The 24,453-nt window shown below is 60.4% G+C and carries 20 protein-coding genes and 1 pseudogene; 1 reads left to right on the top strand and 20 read right to left on the bottom strand.

Going from position 1 to position 24,453, the window contains the following annotated elements:
• Positions 1-207: 207 nt before the first annotated feature.
• The 13 genes from panB to AB4Z13_RS27880 form a co-directional block, all read right to left on the bottom strand.
• Positions 208-1,029 carry a 3-methyl-2-oxobutanoate hydroxymethyltransferase gene (gene panB, locus AB4Z13_RS27940; protein ID WP_439018197.1) on the bottom strand — a complete coding sequence of 274 codons (822 nt, stop codon included), beginning with the start codon at positions 1,027-1,029 and terminating at the stop codon, positions 208-210.
• Complete coding sequence (panC, locus tag AB4Z13_RS27935; protein WP_439018198.1) at positions 1,026-1,901, bottom strand: pantoate--beta-alanine ligase; 876 nt, start codon at positions 1,899-1,901, stop codon at positions 1,026-1,028. Before panC ends, panB begins: the two co-directional genes overlap by 4 nt.
• 292 nt (positions 1,902-2,193) lie before the next feature.
• Positions 2,194-2,787, bottom strand: coding sequence for a transglutaminase-like cysteine peptidase (locus tag AB4Z13_RS27930; protein WP_113319620.1), 594 nt, complete (start codon positions 2,785-2,787; stop codon positions 2,194-2,196).
• Between the two features lie 673 nt (positions 2,788-3,460).
• Positions 3,461-4,057: a 2-hydroxychromene-2-carboxylate isomerase gene (locus AB4Z13_RS27925; protein WP_439018199.1), complete on the bottom strand. Its 597-nt coding sequence runs from the start codon at positions 4,055-4,057 to the stop codon at positions 3,461-3,463.
• Between the two features lie 38 nt (positions 4,058-4,095).
• Positions 4,096-5,133 carry an LLM class flavin-dependent oxidoreductase gene (locus tag AB4Z13_RS27920; RefSeq protein WP_439018200.1) on the bottom strand — a complete coding sequence of 346 codons (1,038 nt, stop codon included), beginning with the start codon at positions 5,131-5,133 and terminating at the stop codon, positions 4,096-4,098.
• 11 nt (positions 5,134-5,144) lie between these two features.
• On the bottom strand, positions 5,145-6,083 hold the full coding sequence (locus tag AB4Z13_RS27915) for an ABC transporter substrate-binding protein (protein ID WP_439018201.1): 939 nt from the start codon (positions 6,081-6,083) through the stop codon (positions 5,145-5,147).
• A gap of 75 nt (positions 6,084-6,158) precedes the next feature.
• Positions 6,159-7,103, bottom strand: a complete 945-nt coding sequence (locus tag AB4Z13_RS27910; RefSeq protein WP_439018202.1) for an ABC transporter substrate-binding protein — start codon at positions 7,101-7,103, stop codon at positions 6,159-6,161.
• A gap of 90 nt (positions 7,104-7,193) precedes the next feature.
• Entirely contained in the window at positions 7,194-8,972 is a 1,779-nt protein-coding gene (locus tag AB4Z13_RS27905; protein ID WP_439018203.1) for an amino acid ABC transporter permease/ATP-binding protein, read from the bottom strand.
• A 39-nt stretch (positions 8,973-9,011) separates the two neighbouring features.
• Positions 9,012-9,569, bottom strand: a complete 558-nt coding sequence (locus tag AB4Z13_RS27900; protein WP_442207343.1) for a GNAT family N-acetyltransferase — start codon at positions 9,567-9,569, stop codon at positions 9,012-9,014.
• A complete protein-coding gene (locus AB4Z13_RS27895; RefSeq protein ID WP_442207342.1) occupies positions 9,566-10,765 on the bottom strand; it encodes a M20 aminoacylase family protein in 1,200 nt (399 codons plus the stop codon). Before AB4Z13_RS27895 ends, AB4Z13_RS27900 begins: the two co-directional genes overlap by 4 nt.
• Before the next feature lie 18 nt (positions 10,766-10,783).
• The gene (locus AB4Z13_RS27890) at positions 10,784-12,133 is read right to left on the bottom strand and encodes an LLM class flavin-dependent oxidoreductase (RefSeq protein ID WP_439018206.1); all 1,350 of its coding nucleotides are present in this window, start codon (positions 12,131-12,133) and stop codon (positions 10,784-10,786) included.
• 23 nt (positions 12,134-12,156) lie between these two features.
• Complete coding sequence (locus AB4Z13_RS27885; protein WP_442207341.1) at positions 12,157-13,149, bottom strand: LLM class flavin-dependent oxidoreductase; 993 nt, start codon at positions 13,147-13,149, stop codon at positions 12,157-12,159.
• A 671-nt stretch (positions 13,150-13,820) separates the two neighbouring features.
• Positions 13,821-15,605, bottom strand: coding sequence for an APC family permease (locus AB4Z13_RS27880; protein WP_439018208.1), 1,785 nt, complete (start codon positions 15,603-15,605; stop codon positions 13,821-13,823).
• A 247-nt stretch (positions 15,606-15,852) separates the two neighbouring features.
• Here AB4Z13_RS27880 and AB4Z13_RS27875 point away from each other — a divergent pair, with 247 nt between their 5' ends.
• Positions 15,853-18,222 carry a DUF1989 domain-containing protein gene (locus AB4Z13_RS27875; RefSeq protein WP_439018209.1) on the top strand — a complete coding sequence of 790 codons (2,370 nt, stop codon included), beginning with the start codon at positions 15,853-15,855 and terminating at the stop codon, positions 18,220-18,222.
• 6 nt (positions 18,223-18,228) lie between these two features.
• Here AB4Z13_RS27875 and AB4Z13_RS27870 read toward each other — a convergent pair whose 3' ends face one another.
• From AB4Z13_RS27870 to AB4Z13_RS27840, 7 genes and pseudogenes are all read right to left on the bottom strand, one after another.
• Positions 18,229-18,828: a methyl-accepting chemotaxis protein gene (locus tag AB4Z13_RS27870; RefSeq protein ID WP_439018210.1), complete on the bottom strand. Its 600-nt coding sequence runs from the start codon at positions 18,826-18,828 to the stop codon at positions 18,229-18,231.
• Positions 18,829-18,946: 118 nt separating this feature from the next.
• Complete coding sequence (locus tag AB4Z13_RS27865) at positions 18,947-20,284, bottom strand: NAD(P)-binding domain-containing protein (protein WP_439018211.1); 1,338 nt, start codon at positions 20,282-20,284, stop codon at positions 18,947-18,949.
• A gap of 83 nt (positions 20,285-20,367) precedes the next feature.
• Positions 20,368-21,408 (bottom strand): heme-dependent oxidative N-demethylase family protein, encoded by a 1,041-nt coding sequence (locus AB4Z13_RS27860; RefSeq protein WP_113319633.1) that lies wholly within the window; start codon positions 21,406-21,408, stop codon positions 20,368-20,370.
• A gap of 20 nt (positions 21,409-21,428) precedes the next feature.
• The gene (locus tag AB4Z13_RS27855) at positions 21,429-22,394 is read right to left on the bottom strand and encodes a PDR/VanB family oxidoreductase (RefSeq protein ID WP_439018212.1); all 966 of its coding nucleotides are present in this window, start codon (positions 22,392-22,394) and stop codon (positions 21,429-21,431) included.
• Positions 22,391-22,996, bottom strand: a complete 606-nt coding sequence (locus AB4Z13_RS27850) for a dimethylamine monooxygenase subunit DmmA family protein (protein WP_439018213.1) — start codon at positions 22,994-22,996, stop codon at positions 22,391-22,393. Before AB4Z13_RS27850 ends, AB4Z13_RS27855 begins: the two co-directional genes overlap by 4 nt.
• 11 nt (positions 22,997-23,007) lie before the next feature.
• Positions 23,008-24,141, bottom strand: coding sequence for an aminomethyltransferase family protein (locus AB4Z13_RS27845; RefSeq protein ID WP_439018214.1), 1,134 nt, complete (start codon positions 24,139-24,141; stop codon positions 23,008-23,010).
• 114 nt (positions 24,142-24,255) lie between these two features.
• Positions 24,256-24,453, bottom strand: a pseudogene (locus AB4Z13_RS27840) (bifunctional methylenetetrahydrofolate dehydrogenase/methenyltetrahydrofolate cyclohydrolase); the annotation flags it as partial.

The following is a 24,453-nucleotide window of genomic DNA, read 5'->3' as shown; positions in this document are numbered from 1 at the left end:
CAGCGGCGGTCGCTGAGAAAGCATTTATCGTATGAAGTGGAACGATTACAGCCCAGTTTTACGCGGATCGGTACGCAGTTTTTAAGATTTCTGCTCTCGATCCTGCAATTCGGCCACCTCACGCGCCAATCCCGCGCTGGCGACTGTTCCGTGGGTTAGAGCCGATATGGCTTATCGGCGGGCTCTCCAACGCAATAGGCCGCGCAATCAAGACCGGCGCTTGAATGTATGTTTCTCCGTGGGGAATGCGCGGGAGCGCACCTCCTCTGCATAGGCGGCAGCGGCCACCCCGACCCTCTTTCCAAGTTCGTCGTATCGTTTAACGAAGCGCGGCGTGAAGTCATTGAACAGTCCGAGTATGTCGTCCGAAACCAGGATTTGACCGTCACAGGCAGCCGAAGCGCCGATCCCGATCGTCGGAACAGGAATTGCCGTCGTCACCTCGCGGGCAAATGTCTCGACGGTGCCCTCGATGACCACCGCAAAGGCTCCCGAGCTGCCGACCGCGTCGGCATCACGCCGGATCTTGGCAACCTCCTCCTCGGAATGTCCAACAGATCGGTAGCCGCCTGCGGTATGAACCTGCTGAGGCATGAGCCCGATATGCCCGAGGACCGGAATACCGCGCGCTGTGAGGAAGGAAATTGTCTCGGCCATCTCCTCGCCACCTTCGAGCTTGACCGCGTCGCACCCTGTTTCCTGCAGAATGCGCACGGCATTGCGATAGGCCAGCTCCTTCGACTCCTGGTAGCTGCCGAAGGGCATGTCGACGACCACGCAGGATTTAGCGACGCCACGCATCACCGCCTTGCCATGGGCGATCATCATGTCGAGCGTCACCGACACGGTGCTCTCCATGCCGTAAAGAACCATGCCGAGCGAATCCCCAACAAGCAGGAGATCGCAGTGTTCGTCCAGGAGCCGCGCCATCGGTGTAGTGTAGGCCGTCAAACACACAATCGGCGTTCCGCCCTTCATCGCCCGTATTCGCGTTGGCGTCAGGCGTTTTGCGGAGCTGACAGCGCTCATTGTGCTTCTCCCGTTCCAGACGAACCTTTTCTCGCGATCACCCGATTATCGAGGAGCTTGGTCGTGCCAATCCGCACGAACAGTGCGACAACCACCGGGTCCTCGATTTTCACCACATGCTTCAAGGTCGAGGCGTCCCTCACAGCGACAACTTCCGGCTTTGCCAGGGGCTCACGGCCGATGAAGCCGACTAGCTTCGCTTCAAGGACCTGCGGGTCGGAGAGGCCTTGAGCCACAAGGCGCTCCGCCTCATCCAATGCGCGCGGGATGATGACCGCTGCGCGTCGTTCCTCCTCGCTGAGATAGACGTTACGAGAAGATAGAGCGAGACCATCCGCATCCCGGACCGTCGGCACCGAAACGATACGCACCGCCAGAGCCAAATCGTCTGCCATTCGTTTGATGATGACGACCTGCTGGTAATCCTTCTCGCCGAAATAGGCGTTGCTTGGCTGGACGATATTGAAAAGCTTGCTGACAACGGTGGCGACACCCGCAAAATGCCCCGGTCGAACGGCGCCTTCGAGCTCGCAGCCAAGCTCCGGCACATCAACCACAGTTTTCATCGGGTGCGGGTACATATCTTCGACAGCGGGCGCAAAGAGAATATCGACGCCACCCTTTTCCAGCATCGTTCTGTCGCGTTCCAGATCGCGCGGGTATCGGGTCAGGTCCTCCGTCGGCCCAAACTGGAGCGGATTGACGAAGATCGAAGCAACAACGATTTCGTTTTCAGCGCGGGCTCGCGCAACAAGTTCCATGTGCCCCGCGTGAAGATAACCCATCGTTGGCACGAAACCGATGTCTCCGCCATTTGTTCTCACCGCTGCAAGCGCTGCGCGCACCGCCTCAATGCTCGATAGGACCTGCATGTGCCCTCCCTGGCCGCCTTCCTGACGTTGGGGGCGGATAGAAGATGTAAGCAGGGTCGCAGGTCAATGGATTCTTTTCGATAAGACCGATTAGATGAAGAAGCTTCCATCAGGGCGTGTTCAAATATTGCGGACCGCAACCGAGGCGGCGGATTTCTCACTGGGCAACAAGGGGCGGCGGCTGAGTTGATGGTGTTTCCACGCGCGTGACTTCCGCGCATCTGGTTACCGATAGCGGCACAAAAGATCTCCACGCCCCACATCCGCCCGAACTCGTATCATGCCCGTGCATCTAAAGTTCGTACCATATCCGCGGATTGTCGCCCGACTGGATCATCAGCCAGCGAAGATCCGTATCCTTCCAGCCCTTGATCGCATTCGTGCGGTTGTCGAGCACCAGATCGCCTTGATCGGTTCTGACGACCAGAACCGCGTGGCCCTTGCCGGAGGGCGTCTTGGTCACGGCGATCCGCAATGCCTTCGTCGACCAGCCCATGGCAATGAGGTGGTCGCGCTTCGTCAACGCAAAATCCTCGCAATCGCCCGCCGTGACGTTCACCTGCCAGACATCACCTTGATCGGGCCGGTCGTCGAGCGAGCGGATCGAGCGGTTGACCGAGGTGTTGACAGTGCGAAGCTGCTCGTCCGCTAAGGGGCCCAAGGAGACTTCCGAAGCATCGCCGCGAGCAGTGCACTCATCGGGATTTCGAGCGCAGAACATCACATGCGCGAAAGGTGCTGTAGTCCGGCGCTTTTCAGAAATATAGCTGAATACAGGCGCCGTCTTCAGGCCACGGGCTGCACCGGCAGGCCCGTCCGCGTGAGCAGTCTGAACCGAGAAAAGAGATGCAAGCGTCATCACGATAACCAGTTCATGCTTGCGCATCTTATACCTCCGTGTGGTGGTTGATCGAACGATGATGAGGTTCGCCCAGCGGTGATGAAGCTCTTTCAGGCGCGTCATTCGGACGGCTGGGCGCTTAGTCGCGATCCTTTATTTCCGGGATGTTTCCGGAGACGATCACCTTTCAAATGCAAACGCTGTACGTGTGTCTCACTTTGCGAACCAGACACATCCAAGTTGTGGGCATGTCCGATCCTTCAGTCACAGCGCAACTGGCGGTATGCGCATCGCAACCAGACGCATTCATCCAATGACTTGACAATTTAAAATAGTGCGGCGGACGGCCATGTCAATTGCCGTGATAAGTGCTGATTTGGAAAGACAAGCACTGGGCAACAGGAGATATCGCACCATGTGCGAGCGACGGCGCACCGAGATCCAATACCCGTCGCGGACCGGATTCTGGTCGTCCTTCAATTCGTCGCGGCATCGACGACAGAGTGTTACCACCAAGGACGCCAAGCCTCGGTTCCGTCAGGCAGGGCGGTGTCGCTCTGACGAAGAAGCCGCCGGTATTGTCGTTGCTGTCGGTATGCCCCTTTCGCCGTGGCAGCTCCAGTGGAGAGCAAGGCCGCCGGCATCGGCATTTGCGACGCACCGGAGTTTGCTTTGCAGCCCGCCACCGGCTTTTGGCAGAACGCGCTGCGTCAGCCCTTTACGGCTTGTCGCCATGAAGATGGCGCTCGAGGAAGGGGAGATTGTCCTGCCCCCAGTAGAGCTCATCCTCATAGGCAAAAGTCGGGAAACCGAAGACGCCTCTTTCGCGTGCGTGAACGCGATCGGCTGCCCATTTCTGCTGGACATCGTCATCGGCCTGCCGTCGCAGCAAGGCCGCGCCATCGAGACCGACAGCGTTGACGATCGCTTCGCGGATATCAGGCCTGCCGATATCTTTCGCCTCACTCCAGAAGGCATGCTGTAGGGCGCGCGTCACCCCGATCCAATCCTGGCCATCGAGATAGGCGGCAATGACGAAGAAGGAGGCAGGCGTCGGATCGCTGAGCTCGGGGCGATTTTCAAGGATGAGGGGCTTGCCGCGCACCCTTGCCCAGCGCTTGAGATCGCGGATCCAGTAGGCACGGCGAATTTCCGGGCGATTGCGCGAAAAAATCCCGCCGTTCTCTTCAACGACCGTCGTCAGATATGGCTTGATGGCAATGTCGTTGTTTACGGCAAGCGCGGCAAAGGCATCAAGACCGATATAGGACCAGGGCGAACTGATGGAGAAAAAGTATTCAACTGATTTCGTCACGGAGAGATTTCCTACAATTTCGGCGTTTGTCGCGCCGCTTACGACGCCGCCCGGAGGGCGGTCTTCGTGTTCCAGCCCAGCTCGGGAGCAATGTGGGTGACGAAGTCGTGTAGAATCTGGCGATATTCGTCATGCTCGAACTCGTAGGGCAATTCCAGCCTCAGCTCGCGCACATGCGGCAAAATGGGATCGGCAAGAAGGCGCTCGAGGATCTGCTCTGACGGACCAACGAGATCACGGGCAAACAGCGTGCGTCGTTCACCCTGGGGAGACAGCGTGCGCTCATATCGTCCGGCGGCATAGTCTGAGTATCGCTGGCGGGTGGCTGCATCCGCACTGTCAAAGGGCACGATGACCCGGCCGAGCGCCACGCGCCGTTCCGCTCCGCCGGAAGCCCGATAGGCTTCGAGCTGACGGGACTGGGCGACGAAAAAATCATCGGTCTCTTCGCCGGACGTGACATTGCCGATCAGCAGGTTGAAGCCGTTCCGGCCGGCCCATGAGGCCGACCGCAATGAGCCACCGCCATACCAGATGCGATCGATCAGGCCTTTAGCGTAGGGCTGCAGTCTCGGGCGCTGGGGTCCAAAGGGCGTTTTGATGAAGGTGTTCTCGTCACCGAGATAGGTCCCCTTCAGATTGTCGGCAAAGCGCAGCACGCGCGCATGCGAGAAATCATGGTTCTGCCAGTTGCCGTCGAAGGCAAGCGGACCGATGAGATCGGCATGCAGCGGACGGCCGGCGCTCAGGCCCACATTCAGCCTTCCCTTCGATAGAACATCCACGGTAGAGAGATCTTCGGCGAGCCGATAGGGACTTTCGTAACCGATCGGAATGACCGCGGTGCCGAGTTCGATACGGCTGGTGCGCTGGGTGGCGGCCGCCAGGAAGGCGGTCGCCGAGGAAATCCCGGGCTCCAGATGCCGCTGGCGGGCCCAAGCACTGTTGAAGCCCAGCTCTTCGCCGAAGCTAAGAAGCTGCAATGTCTTTTCGAGGCCGGAGAGCGGGTCGTCATCCGGGTAGTTGCCGGGTGTCAGGAAGCCGATATGGCTGATCGAAAGCGCGTTGCCGCTCATCTTGTCCTCACTCAGAATTTCGGCAGGCCGGGCGGGTTCGTCTCGGAAGCGGGCAGCGCCTCTTCTGAAAGCTGCCAGTGCGCAAGGATTTTTGCGTAGGTTCCATCCCTGATCAGACCATTGGTGGCGAGCGTCAGCGTATCGGCAATGCCGCTTCCTTTGCGGGTGGTGATCGCAACGTCGGAGCGATCGGGCCAACCGGCGCTCAGCGTTCCGACCCGTTTGAGGTTCTTGTCGCGGGCGGCGATATAGACGAGTTGGGCATGCGGCTGGACGATGACATCGGCACGGCCTGAGCGTAGCGCCAGCAGACTTGCTGCCTCGTCATCATAATATTGCAGCTCGAGCGGCTTGAGGCCGGCAGCGACATCCTCATCGCTCCATTTCAGCAGGATGCGTTCCTGATTGGTGCCGGCGCCGACGATGAAGCGCAGTCCTGCCGCATCCTTCGGCTCCTTGATCGAGGCGATCGTGCTGTCGGCCCTGACGAAAAAGCCGTGCAGACCTTTCCGGTAGGTGGAGAAATCGAACTTCTCCTTGCGCTGCTCGGTGACACCGACATTGGAAATAACAGCATCATATTTGCCCGACGTCAGGCCAAGTGGCCAGTCGATCCAGGCAACCGGGACGAGCTCAAGCTGCAGCCCGAGGCTTTCGGCAATGGCGTTCGCGTACTCGGGATCGGCTCCGACGACGGTCTTGGCATCCGTCGCATAAGTGGCAAGCGGCGGTCCGCCCGGGCTTACGGCAACCGTGAATTTGCCTGATGTGACGAACTTGAAACCCTTCGGAATGGACGCGATCGCCGCCTCGTTGCGCTGAGCGTGCACGCGGTTGGGCTGCTCGGGGCTCAGGTCGAATTCATCAGCCGCAGCCACGCCTGTATAGCAGCTTGTCAGCGAGGCAATGGCGGCAATCGATGCGATGCGCAGTCTGGAAAATATCGTCACGAGAGAACTCTCCAAAATATATGAAAACGAGGACGGACCGGCGCGACCTCCAACGCCCGTCCGTCAGACCATCCTTTACGAACCGCTCTTCGGCAGCCCCGGCGGGTTGGTCTTGGCGTCGTCGATGGCTTCGGCGTTCAGGCTCCAGTGCTTCAGCACTTCGCCGTATTTGCCGTTCTTGATAAGGTCGTTGAGGGCGACGGTGACGGCATCGGCAAGGCCGGCGCCCTTATTCGTGGTGACGGCGATTTCAGCCGTCAGCGGCCAGCCGCCGGAGACGATACCGACGAGCTTGGTGTGCCCCTTGATTGAGGAGCTGTAGGCCTGCGTCGCATTCGGATTGAACTCGACATCGGCACGGCCGGACTGCAGCGCCAGATCAGCTGCGGCACGGTCGTCATAATATTGAACTTCAATCGGCTTCAGGCCGGCGGCGACATTCTGGCGATCCCATTCCAGGATGATCTTTTCCTGATTGGTGCCGGCACCGGTGATGACTTTGAGGCCGGCGACATCCTTCGGCTCCTTGATCTCGCTGATCTTGCTGTCGGACTTCACGTAGAAGCCAAGCACGTCCTTGCGATAGGTGGAGAAATCGAACTTCTCCTTGCGCTCCTCGGTTACCGTGACGTTGGAGATGACGGCATCATATTTGCCGGAGGAGACGCCGAGCGGCCAGTCCGCCCAGGCGACGGAAACAAGGTTCAGCTCGAGGCCGAAGGAATCGGCAAGCAGTTGCGCCAGATCCGGATCGGCGCCGACCACGGTCGCAGCATCCGATGCATAGGTTGCGATCGGCGGATCCCAGGCGTTGACGGCCACGGTGAACTTGCCCGGTTCGACGAACTTGAAGTTGGGTGCGATGGCCTTGATCGCGGTCTCATCTTTTTCGGCCCGCACGCGGTTCGACGTGTCGGGGCTGAGATTGAATTTCTCGGCTGCCTGCGCCGTGCCGAGGCCGATTGCCGCCAGGGCGACGACTCCGGCAAGCAGGTAGTTGGCTCTATTTCTGAATGCCATTTCCCTTCTCCATTTCATCTTAGGGTTGTTTTTCTTTTCATGCCCTCCGGACGCCCGTCGCGGCCGGGATCTGCTGATGCCTTGCTATTTTCAGAGAACTTTGGCGAGGAATTCACGTGTGCGGGGATGTTCCGCGCCGTTGAAGATGCGGGCCGGCGAGTCGGCTTCGAGAATATGGCCGCCATCCATGAAGACGACAGTGTCGGCAACTTCACGGGCAAAGCCGATTTCGTGCGTGACGATGACAAGCGTCGTGCCCGTGCGCGCCAGTTCCTTGATCACATCAAGGACTTCACCGACCAGTTCCGGGTCGAGCGCCGATGTCGGCTCATCGAACAAAAGCACCTTCGGGCGCAGTGCTAGGGCACGGGCAATGGCGACGCGCTGCTGCTGGCCGCCGGAGAGCTGGCGCGGATAGGCATTGATCTTGTCGCTGAGGCCGACGCGGGCAAGCAGCTCCTGCGCAAGTTGCACGGCCTCTTCACGGCTCACGCCACGCACCTGGATCGGCGCTTCGATCAGGTTTTCAAGCACTGTCAGGTGCGGAAAGAGATTGAAGCTTTGGAAGACCATACCGATATCGGCACGCCGCTTGAGGATTTCCTTTTCCTTGAGCTCGTAGAGCACATCACCTTTCTGCTCATATCCGACGAGATCGCCGTCGACCGAGATGAAGCCGGCATCGACGCGCTCCAAGTGGTTGATGGCGCGCAGCAGGGTGGACTTTCCGGAGCCCGAGGGACCGAGAATGGCGGTGACGCTGCCGGCAGGCAGATTGAGGTCGATACCATCGAGCACTTTCAGAGAGCCGAAGCTCTTGGAAATGCCGTGGATGCGCACCGTCCCGCCGGTGCGAAGAACCGCTGCGTCACGGAAGCCGGAGGTACGGGTAAAGTCGCCAGAGATCGCTGCCGTAGGCAAAGGGCGGGCAAAACGCTTGAGGAAAGACTGGAAGGGCAAGGGCTTCGGGTTGCGCAATGCGCCCTTGGCAAAATAGCGCTCGATATAATGCTGGGCGATCGACAGCACCGTCATGATGACGAGGTACCAGACGGTCGCTACCATCAGCAGCGGAATGACTTCGAGGTTACGGCGATAGATAACCTGGACCGTGTAGAACAGTTCCGGCAAGGCAAGCACGTAGACCATGGAGGTCGCCTTGGCGAGACCGATGATCTCATTGAACCCGGTCGGCAGGATCGAACGCATCGCCTGCGGCAGCACGATACGGAATGCCTGACGACGGCGCGAGAGACCGAGCGCCGAAGCGGCTTCAAGTTGCCCCTGATCGACGGACAGAATGCCGCCGCGGACGATCTCGGCGAAGAAGGCCGACTGATTGAGCGTGAGACCGAGGAACGCGGCAGCAAAGGGCGTCAGCAATTGTGTCGTCGGATATTCGAAGAGGACAGTGCCAGTGAACGGCACCCCGAGCTTCACCGTCTCATAGAGATAGCCGAGATTGTTCAGCACCAGCAGCAGAACGATCACGGGGATCGATCGCAGCAGCCAGATGTAGCCCCAGGATAGGCCCGAAAGCAGCGGCGATCTCGAGACACGGGCAAGCGCCAGTGCCGTGCCGAGGATCGAACCGGAGATCGTTGCCAACAGTGTCAGGAGCAGCGTGCGCCCGAGGCCGGCGAGAACAGGCGCCGCAAAGAACCATTCGGCAAAAACATCCCAGCCCCAGCGCGGATTGGTGAAGGTCGAATAGAGGACGGCGGCAATGACGAGAGCAGCGAATATGGTGCCGGCAACCCGGCCGGGATGCCGCGCCGGGACGATCCTCAGTCGGGAATAATCCTGAAGCGTTCGGTCCCCTGCCCTGCTGCCGGTATCGATGCCGGCATAGTCACTCGTCAGTGCCATCGTATATCCCCCTTTTTATGGAGCGTTATTTGCCTGGATTCAGCGACGTGCTGCTGCCTGTAATGGCGGGCGATCGGCGTTGGCCGACAGCTGCGGTGCGAGGTGGCGGATATCCTTCTCGAAGGGCAGCGTCTTATAGATTTCCGGGTCGACCTTGGGGTCGAAGAGCGCCGTATAGCCGTAGTTGAGATAGAGGCCGACCGCCTCCGGCTGGCGAAAGCCGGTCGTCAGGTAGACCCGCGAATAGCCTTGGCGGGCGGCCTGCGCTTCCAGTTCCACGAGAACCTTGCGGGCAAGGCCCTGCCGACGTAGGTCAGAGCGTGTCCAGATGCGTTTGAACTCGGCGGTCTGCTCATCATAATATTTGAAAGCGCCGCCGCCGATCGTCTCGCCGCCGCGTACCAGCAGCACGAAATTGCCGACGGGCGGCGCGAAAGCCTCGGGCGGATAGCGGTTGAGCTCTGCCGCGGCACCCTCATCGCTGAAATAGTTCCCGTAGCGGCTGTCATATTCGTGGATAAGTTCGTCGATCAGCGGCTTGGCGCGGGGGTCGAGCGGGGAAGTGTAGAGAAACGTGTCGCTCATGTCGTTCGTCACCCGTTGTCGTCAGTGAGGAAGGTCTCGGCAAGCCGCACCCAGTAGCGGGCGGCGGGCGCAATGATCGCGTCGTTGAAATCATAGTGAGCGCTGTGAAGAGGCGCGCTGTCGCCATTGCCGACGAAGAGATAGCTGCCCGGCTTCTCCTGCAGCATGAAGGCGAAATCCTCGCTTGCCGTGCGCGGGCGGAACCCAGCCTCGATCCTTTCCGGTTCGAAAGAGGAGAGCGCGACATCGCGGGCAAAGGCCGTCTCGGCCCGATGGTTGATGAGCGCCGGAAAGCCAAGCCGGTAATCGACCTCGGCCGTTGCCCCGAAGCTCTCAGCTTGGGCTAGGGCAAGCGCCGGCACGCGTTCCTGGAGTTTGTCGCGCACCGCCTGGTTGAAGGCACGCATGGTGAGCTTTAGCTCGACGCTCTCCGGAATGACATTCGACGCTGACCCGGCATGGATGGAGCCGACGGTGACGACGGCCATATCCTGCGGATCGACATTGCGTGAGACGATGCTCTGCAACGCCGTGATGAAGGAAGCCGATGCCAGCACCGGATCGATGGCGCGATGCGGCTCGGCGCCATGACCACCCTTGCCGACGATGCGGATGACCGCCTGATCGACGGACGCCATGGCGGCATCGGCAACGAAACCGAACTTACCGGCCGGCACGGCCGGCCAATTGTGCAGCCCAAAGACCGCATCGACCGGAAACCGTTCGAACAGGCCTTCCGAGATCATCTTGCGAGCACCGGCACCGATCTCTTCGGCCGGCTGGAAGATCAGCCGAAACGTACCGCTGAAATTGCCGGCCTCGGCCAGATAGCGCGCAGCGGCAAGCAGGATCGTCGTATGGCCATCGTGGCCACAGGCATGCATGACGCCGGGATTGCTGCTTGCATAGGAAAGGCCTGTCGCCTCCTCGATCGGCAGGGCGTCCATATCGGCTCGGATGGCGATGGAGCGCTTGCCGTTTCCGCGGACCAGGGTGGCGACGATGCCGGTGCCGGCAATGCCCGTCGCCACCTCATAGCCCCAGGAGGAAAGGTGTGATGCCACGAGCTTGCTCGTGCGGCGCTCCTGAAAAGCAAGCTCCGGATATTGGTGAAGGTCGTGGCGCAGCGCGATGAATTCATCGAGATAGACGGCAATTCCCGTCTCGACCGGATCGTGGCTGCGCGAAGGTTTTGTAATGACGTTCATGGAATTGTCCGCCGCGCCTCAGGCGCTGGCAGCCTTTCCCTGTTCGACCTCACCGGCATCTGTCGCATAGCGGCTCTCGCGGAAAGGCAGCCCCAGATGATCGCGGAGCGTCTCACCCTTCAGGACGGGATCGAAGTAGCCGCGCCTTTCGAGGAGCGGCAGCACATGGCGGGAAAAATCATCGAAGCCTTCGGCGATGACGGGGAACCCAAGGATGAAACCATCGGCAGCCTCGCCGTCGATCCAGCGGATGATCTCGTTGGCGATATGATCTGCAGTACCGATGAACGCCGTGCGCGGCGTTGCCGCGTCGAGCGCGACATCCCGGAGGGTGAGCCCCTTTTCGCGCGCCGTCTTCTTGATCCGATCCGTCGTGGCACGGAAATTGTTGCGGCCGATGTCGCCGATATCAGGGAAAGGTTCGTCGAGCGGATAGGCGCTGAAATCGTGATGGTCGAAGAAGCGGCCGAGATAGAGCAGCGCCTCTTCAATGGTGACGAGATTGCGGATCGCCTGATACTTGGCCTCCGCTTCCTCTGCCGTCGCGCCGACGATCGGGCCGATACCGGGATAGACGCCGATCTCTGCGGTCCGTCGCCCTTGCGCGATCGCGCTCTGCTTGAGTTGCTTGTAGAAAGCCTGCGCTTCCTCGATCGGTCCGCCGTTGGTGAAGACCGCGTCGGCATGTTTGCCGGCGAGCCGGATACCGGAATCGGAGGCGCCCGCCTGGAAAACCACCGGCTGGCCCTGTTTCGAGCGGCCGATATTGAGCGGCCCTTCGATGCGGAAGAAGCGCCCCTTGTGGTTCAGCCGGTGCAGTTTGGTCTTGTCGGCGTAGACGCCGCTCTGACGGTCGCGCACGAAGGCATCGTCATCCCAAGAGTCCCAGAGACCCCTGATGGCGTCGATATATTCCTCAGCGATCTCGTAACGCAGCTCGTGCTCGGGATGCTCGCGCCCATAGTTGCGGCCCGAGCCTTCGAGTGGCGAGGTCACGGCATTCCAGCCGGCACGGCCGCCGCTGACGAGGTCGATGGAGGCGAACTGCCGGGCAATCGTGAAGGGATCGCTGTAGGAAGTGGAGACCGTGCCGACTAGGCCGATCTTCGAGGTCGAGGCCGCGAGCGCAGCAAGGATCGTCAGCGGCTCGAACCGGTTGAGGAAGTGCGGGATCGATTGTTCGTTGATATAGAGGCCGTCGGCAACGAAGGCGAAGGCGATGCCTGCTTCTTCGGCCTTGCGCGCCGTCTTGACGAAAAAGTCGAAATTGGTGCTGGCATCGGCCGGGCCGCTTGGATGTTTCCAGGCGTTCATATGGCCGCCCGGGCCCTGCAGCATGATACCGAAAGTGATTTTCTTCTTGGCCATGGGTTCAATCCTCCTGGGGATGGTCAGGCTGCGAGGGAAAGCCGTTCCTTGGCGAGCAACTCGATTGAGGAAAGCCGCTCGGAAGCGGCGAGTGCCGGTGTATCGAGAATGAATTCCTTGACCCCGTAGCGGCGATGCAGCTCGTCCAGTTCCTTGCGGATCTGGGCTGCGGTACCGTGCAGCACGCTCGGCACTTTTTCCTCGATGCGATACTCGGTGACACCGGCCTGCCTTGCGAATTCGGCCGCCTGTTCCTCGCTGCCGACATTCACGGTCTGGCCGTTCGGCAGGAAGACCTTGACGATGCGCAGATTGCAGACGCGCTCGCGCGCCTGCTCCTCATTGTCCGCCGCGAAGGCAGCCAGCGCGAGGATCGGCCTCTTGCCATCAGAGGCGCGTTCATAGGCTTCAAAAGTCTTGCGCAGGTTCTCCGGATCGCCGTTGAGATGACCGGCAAAAACCAGCTCCCAGCCTTTCTCTGCGGCAAGTACTGCGCTCTCGACGCTTGCGCCGAGAAGGAAGCGCTCCGGCGCATGAGGCGGAAAGGGCGTCGCCTGCACACCTTCATAGTTGGGATCAGCCGCAAGATAGGTGTTGATGTCGGAAAGCTGGACGGCGAAATCCGGCTTCCTTTCTGGATCGAAAGCCGCCTGAAGAGCCCGCGTTGACAGCGGAAAGCCGCCTGGCGCCTTGCCGACGCCGAGGTCGACGCGGCCGGGCGCAAGCGAGGCGAGAAGATTGAAGGTCTCGGCCACTTTGTAGGCGCTGTAATGTTGGAGCATCACCCCGCCCGACCCGATGCGAATTTTCGAAGTCCGCGCCAGGAGATAGGCAATCAGTGTTTCCGGCGCAGAACTCGCCAGGTTAGACATATTGTGATGCTCGGCGACCCAGAACCGATGATAGCCGAGTTCCTCGGCCCGGATCGCCAGCCGCACGCTTGCCTGCAAGGCTTCGCTAGCGCTTTTTCCCTGTTCGATCGGGCTCTTGTCGAGAAGGCTGAGAAAATAGGTCATGCGAAAACGCCTCATCCGGATCCATATTGTCTATAAAAACAGTAGATAATATGGATTATAAGAAATCGCTTTCTCATTTCAGGGCAGCAGCAGGAAAAAGCGTTTGGGAGACGGAATGGAAAGCGAACTTCAAAACGCATCTCACCGATAGGCGGATCACGCGCCCTGAGAGCCACGACCGCGACAAGCCGAAAGGGCGAGCAGATGGCCGACCGCGCCGACGACGCGGCACAGGATGTTATGAATGCTATTCAGAGATCACACGGTGAAAATTGCCTCTCGATCGCTGATCGGCGTCGCAAACTTTGGTTTGAGGTTCGGAGTTCGTACACGAGCATGGATAGTCGGGCGGCAACAGCACCACGGGTGCGTTTTCAGGCCCTACTCGCGGGAAGAGATATCGATGCCGTTGACGGTCACATATCTATGGAGCTCGAGCGTCCGAGGCACTGCAGTCAACGCCGACCGGCTTCTGCCCGAGAAGTCGATCTTTCAGGTGTGTGAGTGCAGTCATAGTCGTGGTGGCCTCGGACGTTCCGGCGGGTCCTGACACCGCATAGATGCGTGCAGAGGCGTCAGCCGTTTCCAACTGACGCCTCTGCAGGCATATGGTTTCTCTGCCCGAGCCCGAGCATCAGACAAATCTGTCAGAATACCCCGGCCGACAATCCTTAAGCGGGCAATTGGAAGATCCAGTTGGCGATCAATACGATGGCGAGACCGCCGGCAAGCGCGAGGTATGGCAATATCCCGGCCTTTTTGACACCGAGGTCCTGGCCCACGAGCCCGAGGTCGTCCATGGCGCCGGCCGGGAATTTGCCGCCGTCGCGGACGTAGTGGCGATAGGCGAAAACCGGCAGGATAAGCGCGGCGAAGATGAAGCCGACCCAGAGCGCGTTGGCGTAGCCCCAGACCTTCGCGCCGGCGCCGAGGAAGAGCGCGTTGACGAAGGCAAGCACGGTATTGACGCCGATCAGCCAGGTGGGGGCCTTCCAGGGACGCTCGACATGACCGGAATCCATGCGATGGATCCAGCCGGAATTAAGGTTCAGGAAGTTGAAGATGATGTAACCGACATTGGAGACGGCGAGCACGAAGAAATAGCCGCCAGCATCGGACGCGATCGCCAACAGGAAAAGATTGAAGGCAAAGTCCGTCCACATCGCCCGGGTCGGGGCACCGTGTTCGTTGACATGGTCGAGATATTTCGGCAGCCAGCCATCCTTCGAGCCCTGGTAGAGCGTGCGCGAGGAGCCTGCCATCGCGGTCATGATGGCGAGGAAAAGCGCCATGATCATCAGCACGACGAGAAGCTGGGTGACGACACGGCCGGCGCCGATCAGTCCGCTGAGTGCTTCGGCGACACCCGTCCCGTCAATGATGCCCGGCGCCAGCATGCCCGCATGACCGAGCACGCCCTGGAAGGCGAAAGGTACGAGGAAGAAGAACAAGCAGCAGGCAAGGCCGGAATAGAAGATCGCCTTGAAGGTATCCGTCTTGGGGTTCTTCAGTTCGCGCGTATAGCAGACCGCAGTCTCGAAACCGTAGGTCGACCAGGCGGCGATATAGAGACCGCCGAGGAACAGCGTCCAGCCGCCATTGCTCCAGGTACCGTCGGTGCCGGCATAGGCCGCCGTTGGCGGAACCAGCCCGGTGACGTTGGCGCTAACGATCTGGCCGCTGATGATCGGATAAAGACCGATGATGAGCAGCGGTACGAGCACGATGATCGCCAGCCATTTCTGGACGCTCGCCGTCTCGGAGATGCCGCGATGCTGGATCGCAAAGATGATCAGCATCAGGATGCCGCCGATGAAGAAGGTGGCGTTGATATTGGCGGTGGCCAGGAAGGGAATGCTGAAGCTGACGAGCGACCAGCTGCGGATCGCCGGCGTCAGCGCGGATACGCCGTCCGCGCTCAGCAGCGCCTTGACCGCATCCTCAGGCGAAGTGCCGGCATGGGCAGCAATATATTCGGCGACGCGGGGGCTATCGGCCGTGATCGAAGCGGCATGCGCGCTGATCCAGGCGAGGACCGCCTGCGAATCCGCTGCCGGGATCGGGAAGAAGGCATTGAGAATATATCCGGCCGCAATGGCGCAGCCGAGCGAAAGCACCGGAGACCAGGCAAACCAGTTACACCAGACGGACAGCGGCGCGATGAATTTCGAATAGCGCAGCCAGGCCGTGGCGCCATAGACCGATGCGCCGCCCGACTTGTTGCCGAACATGCCGGCGATTTCGGCATAGGTGAAGGATTGCAGGAAGCCCATGATCATCGAGATGATCCAGACCACAAAGGCGAGCTTGCCGGTCGTACCTGCAATACCGCCGATGGAGAAGAGAACAAGCGGTGGCACGCCGGCTGCCACCCAAAACGCACCCTTCCAGTCAAGCGCGCGTATAAGTTTACCTTCGGTGCCGGCGGCAACGCCGGCGTCCACGATATCCGTCATCGGTGAAATTCCCCATTCTATTTGTTCGGGACGTAGCTTTGCGTACGTCTCCCTGAACGCGCCTCCCGTGGCATTGCATGGGCTGCCCGGCATTTTCTCGATCCGCGTTCCCGAGCGGATTTCCGAGTCTCGACCCTTTATGCATAGTGAAGATATTTTCTTTTTAGTCAACATCCCTTTACTTTCGGGCGGCATTTTGTCAGCATGATTTGCGTGCCGGAGAGCACATCAATCCCATGAGGACCACATGCGAGATCTCCATCCCGGGATGTCAGGGGTGCGACCGGTATCGGCAAGCATCATCCGCTATCCCGGTATCCCCGCGCTGCCCGAGGGTGTCGAGCGTTACCGCTGCAAGGGCGGTGGATCCCTTGTTGTTCGCGTCGAGGCAGGCGACCACGTCACCCTAATCGACAGCGAAGGTGGACAAGCCTGCGAGCTTTCCTTCCTCGACGAAAATGGCCGGTTTCAATCGACCGGCCTCGGCGCAGCCTTCACCGGCTCGGCCGAAGGACTAAAGGCCATTCTCTCTTCAGGTGATGAGGGCGCCGACCGGACCCGCACGGCGCTTGAGCGACGCGGTGCCGATCTCGCCACGGCAGGTGCAATCCGCATGTTCAGCGAAGCCTCCATTCCGGGCAGCAAGGCGGAGTTTGCGATCACGATGAAGGGTCTGCTGATTGCCGCCGCACCTGCAACGGCGATGTCGCCTGACGCGCAGGACACGGCAACGCCGATCGAGATCCGCATCAGGCGCAGCAGGCTGATCCGCGACTATGCCGCGGCCCTCCCCGAGCCGATGGCCGATCCGATCGAGGACATCCGCATCAAGGCGGCGACCGCCTCGGCCTATTTCGTCCGTGCCGGAGAGTTCATCCAGATCATCGATGTCTACGGCCGGCAATGCACCGATTTCCAGGCCTTCGCCGCCCGCAAGGTCGACAAGGGTCTTGATCTTGCGCTCGATTCCACCGTCACACGCACCCTGCTCGGCCGCAGCTATCCCGCCCCCGGCCTGCCGTCCAAGGCTTTCGACCGCGATTTCGAGCCGTTGGTGGAGGTCGTCCAGGACACGGTCGGCCGCCATGACGCATTCGCGACCGCCTGCAATTCGCGCTACTACGACGACATGGGCTATCCCGGCCATGTCAATTGCACCGACAATTTCAACGCGGCGCTAGCGCCCTACGGCATAGCTGGCCGGAAGGGCTGGGAGGCGCTCAATTATTTCTACAATACGAATATCGACCACAACAACCAGCTCTATCTCGACGAGCCATGGTCGCGGCCGGGCGATTATGTGCTGATGCGGGCGCTGACCGACCTCGTCTGCGTCTCCTCCTCCTGCCCCGACGATATCGATGCGGCCAACGGCTGGGATCCGACCGATATCCAGGTGCGCACCTTCTCCGGAAAAGAAAAATTCTCAAGAGCGGTAGCCTATCGCATGACCCCTGACGCCGACGCAGACCTGACGCGGGAAACCGCCTTCCACCCCCGCCTCTCGGCACTGACGCGGGATTACACTGAATATCGCGGCTACTGGCTGCCAAACCGGTTTTCCTCCGCAGGTCCGGTCGAGGAATATTGGGCCTGCCGCGAGAAGGCCGCCGTCATAGACCTGTCGCCGTTGCGCAAATTCGAAGTCACGGGTCCGGATGCCGAGGAACTCTTACAATATTGCCTGACGCGCGACGTGCGCAAGCTGTCGACCGGGCAGGTTGTTTATTCCGCCATGTGCTACGAGCACGGCGGCATGATCGACGACGGCACGCTCTTTCGCCTCGCCGATAAAAATTTCCGCTGGATCGGCGGCGACGACTACAGCGGCATATGGCTGCGCGAACAGGCCGAGAAGAAGGGCTTCAAGGCCTGGGTACGCTCTTCGACAGACCAGATGCACAATATCGCCCTGCAGGGACCAAAGAGCAGGGACATCCTCAAGGAGATCATCTGGACGGCGCCACGCCAGCCTGAGATCGGCGAGCTCGAATGGTTCCGTTTCACAGTCGGCCGCATCGGTGGCTTTGAAGGCGCTCCGGTCGTCGTCTCGCGTACCGGCTATACCGGCGAACTCGGCTACGAGATCTTCTGTCATCCGAAGGATGCGCTGACCGTCTTCGATGCCGTCTGGAAGGCCGGCGAACCCTATGGGCTGAAGCCGATGGGACTAGAAGCGCTCGACATGGTCCGCATCGAGGCAGGCCTCGTCTTCGCCCATCACGAATTCGACGACCAGACCGACCCCTTCGAGGCTGGCATTGGTTTTACCGTGCCGCTCAAGTCCAAGCAGGACGATTTCATCGGCCGCGAGGCGCTCCTGCGCCGCAAGGAGCATCCGCGCCACCTGATGGTCGGTCTAGACATACAGGCGAACGACGCGGTCGGCCACGGCGATTGCGTCCATGTTGGCCGCGCCCAGGTCGGCGTTATCACCAGTGCCACGCGCTCTCCGATCCTCGGCAAGACGATTGCGCTCGCCCGCGTCAACGTCACCCGTGCCGCCGTCGGCACAGAGGTTGAGATCGGCAAGCTCGACGGCCAGCAGAAGCGCTTGCCGGCGATCGTGGTGCCGCTGTCGCACTACGATCCGCAGAAGACCCGGCCGCGTTCGTAAAAACCACTATTCCGCCCTGCGCTGGGCACTGGTGATTGCCCTTGCGGCCTCTTCGGAGGAATTGGCGAGCTGACGCATCTCAGCGGCGAGCACGGCGAAGCCGGAACCCGCCGTCCCCGCCCTTGCCGCCTCGATGCCGGCATTGACGGCGAGCAGCTTCAGGTAGCGCAGCGATTGCAGGATCTCGTTAGTCTTCGAGGCGGTGATGCGCATGCCGGCGGTCTGCTCGTCGATGCGCCGGTAGAGTGACTCGATGTTGATAATGCTGCCCTCAAGATAAAGCAGCTCGCCGTTTTCGTCCCAGATGCCCCCACCCGTTTCCGTCACCCAGACATAATATCCGTCACGGTGGCGGATACGATATTCCATCGTCCAGTCGGTGCGGCTTTCCAGCGCGATGCCGACGACCTCATCCATCAGCGGCACGTCCTCTTCACACATGATCGAGGTGAAGGTGCGTGTGCTGTTGCCGATAATCTCCTCTGCCGGATAGCCGAAGATGCGTTCGATGCCATCGGTCATCTCCAGCATCGTGTAATTTTCATCCGCACGGCAACGATAGAGAAAACCGCTCATGCGGCCGAGAACACTGCTCTGAAAATCCATGAAGACCACGCCTTGAGAAAATGAGTTGCAGATCGGGTTTGCTTCGTCTCATTTCAAACACGCCGGAAAGGGTCGCGACGGACGACCCTTTCTCGGTTACGCGGGAGCCTGGGAAAGATCAGTTGCGCAGATATTCCTCCATGGAATCGTCGAGCGCCTCGACCCAGGGCGTGTGGTGCGTCGGCGACATGTTGCCGGTCATCAGCGAACGATAGGCGTGATCGCGGAAGCCCATGATGTTTTCCGCCTTGTGGTGCTCCCACTCCATGAAGGTCTTGTTGGTCCCCTCAATGTCGAAGCTCGGATAGTCGGTTTCGGCGAGCAGTTCCTTCACGTAGTCACCCTGGTACCAGATCATCTGCTCGGCATCCTCGAGCGTCTCCTCGCGGGCCCGCCACATGTCGAAATTCGCCTTCAGTTCCTCTTCCGGCGGCAGGGTGATGCGACCCATCATCACGTCGCGCGCCCACCATGCCTGCACGTCGAACATGTTGAAGGTGTAGAACTGGTCCTGCATGCCGATATAGAAAAGCTGCGGGTTCCTGTCGAAGATCACACCCTTGTAGAGATGGTCCGCCCAGAGGCGGTTGGCAGTCTTGAGCCTCAACTCGTCGGGCAGGAAGGGGAAGTGATGCTGGTATCCCGTGCACAGGATCAGCGCATCAACTTCCTTCGTTGAACCGTCGAGGAAATGGGCGGTGCGGTTTTCGAGCCTGGTGAGCAGCGGCCGTTCTTCGAAATTATCCGGCCAGTTGAACCCCATAGGCTTCGACCGATAGCTCGTGGTGACCGACTTGGCGCCGTATTTCCAGCATTGCGAGCCGATATCCTCGGCCGAGTAGCTGCGGCCGACGATGAGGATATCCTTGCCCTTGAATTCCAGCGCATCGCGGAAGTCGTGGGCATGCAGGACGCGGCCATTGAAGGTTTTCACGCCCTCGAAATAAGGCACGTTCGGTGTCGAGAAGTGGCCGCTCGCCACCACGACATAGTCGAATTCCTCGTCGTACATCTGATCTTCGACGCGGTTATGCGCCGTCACCGTGAATTTCTTCGTGGCATCATCGAAACGCACCATGCGCACCGGTGTATTGAAGCGCACCCAATGGCGGACATTCGCCTTTTCGACGCGGCCCTTGATATAGTCCCACAGCACGGCGCGCGGCGGATAGGAGGCGATCGGCTTGCCGAAATGCTCCTCGAAGGAATAGTCGGCGAATTCGAGGCATTCCTTCGGGCCGTTCGACCAAAGGTAACGATACATACTGCCGTGGACCGGCTCGCCATATTCGTCGAGGCCGGTGCGCCAGGTATAGTTCCAGAGCCCGCCCCAGTCGGACTGCTTTTCGAAGCAGACGATCTCCGGGATCTCCGCACCCTTCTGTGCGGCCGACTGGAAGGCCCGCAACTGGGCAAGCCCGGAAGGACCGGCGCCGATGACGGCAACTCTTGTCATGAAGCATTCCCCTCTTGATTATATGTCATTGCTTAGTTTACGCGTCTGAGAAGACGCACGGCGCTGGTGCGCATCGCTGCGCCTCAGTCCGGATAAATGCCGGGGCTGGTCGGCGCCCCATCGTCGTATTTGGAAAGCCAGTCGATCGTGGTCTCGCGGAAGCGGGTGAGGCCCTTGTAGTCGATGAGCTCTGGCGGCAGCGTCTTCAGCACGCGCGGGAAGCGCCGCGCCCATTTCGGCACGGTGACGAGTTCTTCCATGTTCATCAAATAGCAGCGGATGACGAAGAGGATGGCATTCGAGCGCGGCAGACGCCAGAGGCTTTGCAGCTCGACGCGCAGATGCACCTTCTCGCCGACATTGTCAGGCGTCACCGTCGTGCGGTCGGGACCCCATTTGTGATAATTCTCAGGACTGGTGTCGAGCCGCGGATTGATCGTCATCGTCCAGTTGAAGCGCCGGGTCGGCTTGCCCTGCTGCAGGTTCAGCAGGAATTTCAAAGCCCGGTCAAAGACGCCGATCTGGTGGGCGAGCGGCACCGGTCCATGCCATTCCATGAAGTTCATGCCGAGGTCGAAATCGAGCGACCAGTCGGCCTGCGTCGTCACCATACCGGCATCCATCCAGAGATTGCCGTCGCGCTGATCGACGATGCAGAAATCGCCCTGGGCCTGGCGGGTGATATATTCGAAGGGCTCGCAGGGCAGCGTCGAGGCATCGCCGAAGGTGAAGCTGTCGTCGATGCCGAGCGGGCGGTTGATCCAGCGCCAATGGTCGCCGTTGCGGATCAGCGTGAAGTGGTCAGGAAAACCCGCCGCCTGCTCTTCCATCAGCAGTTCGAGCGTGTCCCACTGCGCGCTCATCATGTGCGGCAGAGCCTGATAGCGCAGCGGGTCTTCCTTCAACACCAGCGCGCGATCGCACATCTCGGCGACATAGTGCTCGTCGACGTCGATCAGGTTTTCGTAAACGGTGTCCGCCCGGCCGCGCACATGCGGCTCCATATTGACGGAATACATGTATTCGTCGCGGTCGAAGGGAAACGGGAAGCGACGGATGTTCCCGGGGCTGTTCCGATAGCTGAAATCGTCCCGGAACGTTTCCTGCTTGAAGGCGATTGCCATGTCCGGTCTCCTTTTTACCGTCAAAGATCGAGATGCAGCGTGTTTCCCTCGAAGCGGGAAACACAGATCATCACCTTGCGGCCGGATGCTTTTTCTTCGCTCGTGAGATAGACGTCATTGTGCAGCAGCTTGCCGTCGCAGGTGACGACCCCGGTCTCGCATTGACCGCAGGCCCCGCCGCGACAGAGGAAGGGCGCGTCGACGCCCGCCGCCTCGATCGCCTCCAGCATGCTTTCGTGATGGCCGACCTTCACGGTCTTGCCGGATCGCAGTAGCTCGATCGCGAAGGGTTTACCGGGCAGCGACGACAGGAACCGTTCCGAATGCAGGTTCTGTTCCGGCCAGCCGGCATTCAGCCCCGTCTTCAGCACGCCGTCGATCATGCCTGTGGGGCCGCAGACATAAAGATGCGTGCCGAGCGGCTGGCTGTCGAGCAGCCGTGTCAGAGGAATGGCGCCGCCTTCGGAGTCGCAATAGATCTTGATGCGATGCGGACCGTAGCGCTCCAGCAGTTCCCGCCAGTAGGCGCCGCGGTCCCGCGTGCGGATGGCGTAATGCAGTTCGAAATTGGCGCTTTCGCGGGAAAACTGCTCCATCATCGCAATGAAGGGCGTAATGCCGATGCCGCCGGCAATCAGAAGATGCTTGCGCCCGCGCCAATCCGGTTGGAACAGGTTGACGGGATAGCTGACCTTCAGCTCGTCGCCTTCGCTGACCTTCTCATGCATGAAGGTGGAGCCGCCGCGCGAATCCTCGACGTGCAGCACGCTGATCTCATAGGCGGCGCAATCATGCGGCGGCGACATCAGCGAATAGGCGTTGCGGCGCATATGGCCGCCATCGTTCATCGAGACGATGACATGGGCGCCGCCGGAGAAATAAGGCATCGGCTTGCCGTCCAGCCGCTCGAAGCGGAAGCGCTTGACGCGCTCGGCGATCGGGGTGATCCGCACCACGCGGACGGGAATTTCTGTACCACCGCTCAAAGGAACAACTCCTCCGGATTGGGCGCGCTGCCGGGCTCTTCCGCATCGATATTGACGCCCTGGAAGGCGGCGAGCCGACGCGAATAATGGTCACGCACGAGAAGCGTCAGCCCGCAATGGCTGCAGGAAAAGGGGCTGACGGTGACGTCGTCGGTGATGCCTTTGCAATGGACACATTGCACGCGCCTAGCCAGCGAGCCGCGATGCTCGGTGATGATGGAGGCATGGTCCATGCCGTATTCGAGCGCCACCAGCATCGCCTGGCCGATGAAGCCTTCCGTCCCCGAAATATAAAGCCGCGTGCCCATATGGGCGGTGGCGAGCGAACCCTTCAACCGAAAGAGCAGCGTCGCGATCGTCGGGGCCGTGAAGAACATGTCGGCGCCGAGATGGCGCAGCGCCTCGTCCAGGCCGGACCATTGGGAGCCGCGGGCGACATAGAGGATCTCGCTGCGGGAAAGGGCTGCCTCGTCAAGCACCGGCTGCTGGTCGAGGAGAGCCTTGGCGCCCTCCCCTTCGAGCGCGAAAATGTGCCGCCGGGCGTGCGGCTGGATGGTCAGGCCCTTGTAGACTGGTCGGCTCTTGATGCCTGCAACGAGCATTCGCGTGCTCCTTAACCTACGGCAGTCCTCTTCTTCTTCTCCGGATCGTCGAAGGGGAGCGTATGGGCGGTGGCGCTCGCCTTGACGGTCTTGCCGCGTACTTCGAGTTTCGCCCCGTGCACCGCCTTGTCAACATCGAGACGGGCAATCGCCATGGATTTCTTCGTCAGCGACGAATAGCTCGGGCAGGTGATGACGCCGACTTTCTTGCCGTCGGCAAAGACCTCGTCGCCGAGATCGGCCGGACCGTCCGCGTCGATCAGCATGCCGAAGATCTTGAAGCGTTCCTTGCCCTTTAGCCGCGCATGTTCTTCGGCGCCACGGAAGCCGGTCTTGCCGGGGCTGACCGTGAAATCGAGGCCGAGTTCCCACAGGCTGTCGCCGGGCGGCTGGTCGGCAAAGGGATACATCTGCGAATTGTCGTAGGGATAGAACAGCAGGTAGCTCTCGACGCGCAGCATGTCGAGCACAGAGAAGCAGCAGGGAATGATGCCCATATCGGCGCCTTCTGCGACGATACGATCCCAGACCATGACGGCGTCCTGGCCGCGCACGAAGATTTCGTAGCCGCGCTCGCCGGTATAGCCGGTGCGCGAGATCATGACCGGCGCGCCGAACAGCGTCGTCTGCATGTGATGGAAATATTTGAGGTCGCGGATGCCGGGCACATATTTGGCGAGGTAATCGACCGCGATCGGGCCCTGCAGCGACAGGTCATGCAGGTCGTCGTCGAAGAGCACGGCGCAGTTTCGGCCGGCCGCCTGCTTGACGAGTTCCTCGTGGCCGGAACCTGAGCCGTGTACCAGCATCCAGGAATTCGGGCCGGTGCGGTAGACGATGCAATCGTCGGTGAAGTGGCCGCGGTCGTTCAGCATGGTCGCGTAGACCGAGCGGCCGGGATAGATCTTCGTCATGTCGCGGGTGGTGATATAGTCGAGCACGGCGATCGCATGCGGGCCGACAAGATGCACCTTCTTCAGGCCCGAGACATCCATGATGCCGGCCTTGGTGCGGACCGCGACATGCTCGTCTGACATGTTCTTGTCGTAGGTCCAGGCGGTTCCCATTCCGCTCCAGTCCTCGAGCTTCGATCCCAGAGCGCGATGCCGATCCGCCAAGGCGGAGAAACGCCAAGATAATGCCATTTCCGTTCCCTCTTATTTCCTCTACGGAATATTTATTTCCTGACTATATTCGTCTTTCACGCTGTGGCAAGCCGATCCCGGTGATTTTTGTCGGCTGTCCCAATGGCACTTTCCTTAGAATATCGGCGGTGTCAGCCCTGCCGAGCGATGGGCGGCAATCACCGTATTGGCCATCAGCATGGCGATCGTCATCGGGCCGACGCCACCCGGCACCGGGGTGATGACGGCGGCAACCGGAGAAACCTCCGCAAAGGCGACATCGCCGACGAGGCGGGTCTTGCCCTCGCCGCGCTCGGGTGCCGCGATGCGGTT

This window comes from Rhizobium sp. YAF28 (genome assembly GCF_052113285.1).
Classification (GTDB): Bacteria; Pseudomonadota; Alphaproteobacteria; order Rhizobiales; family Rhizobiaceae; genus Rhizobium.
The sequence above is the reverse complement of the archived record's forward strand: the minus strand, read 5'-3'. Positions and strand labels throughout refer to the sequence as shown.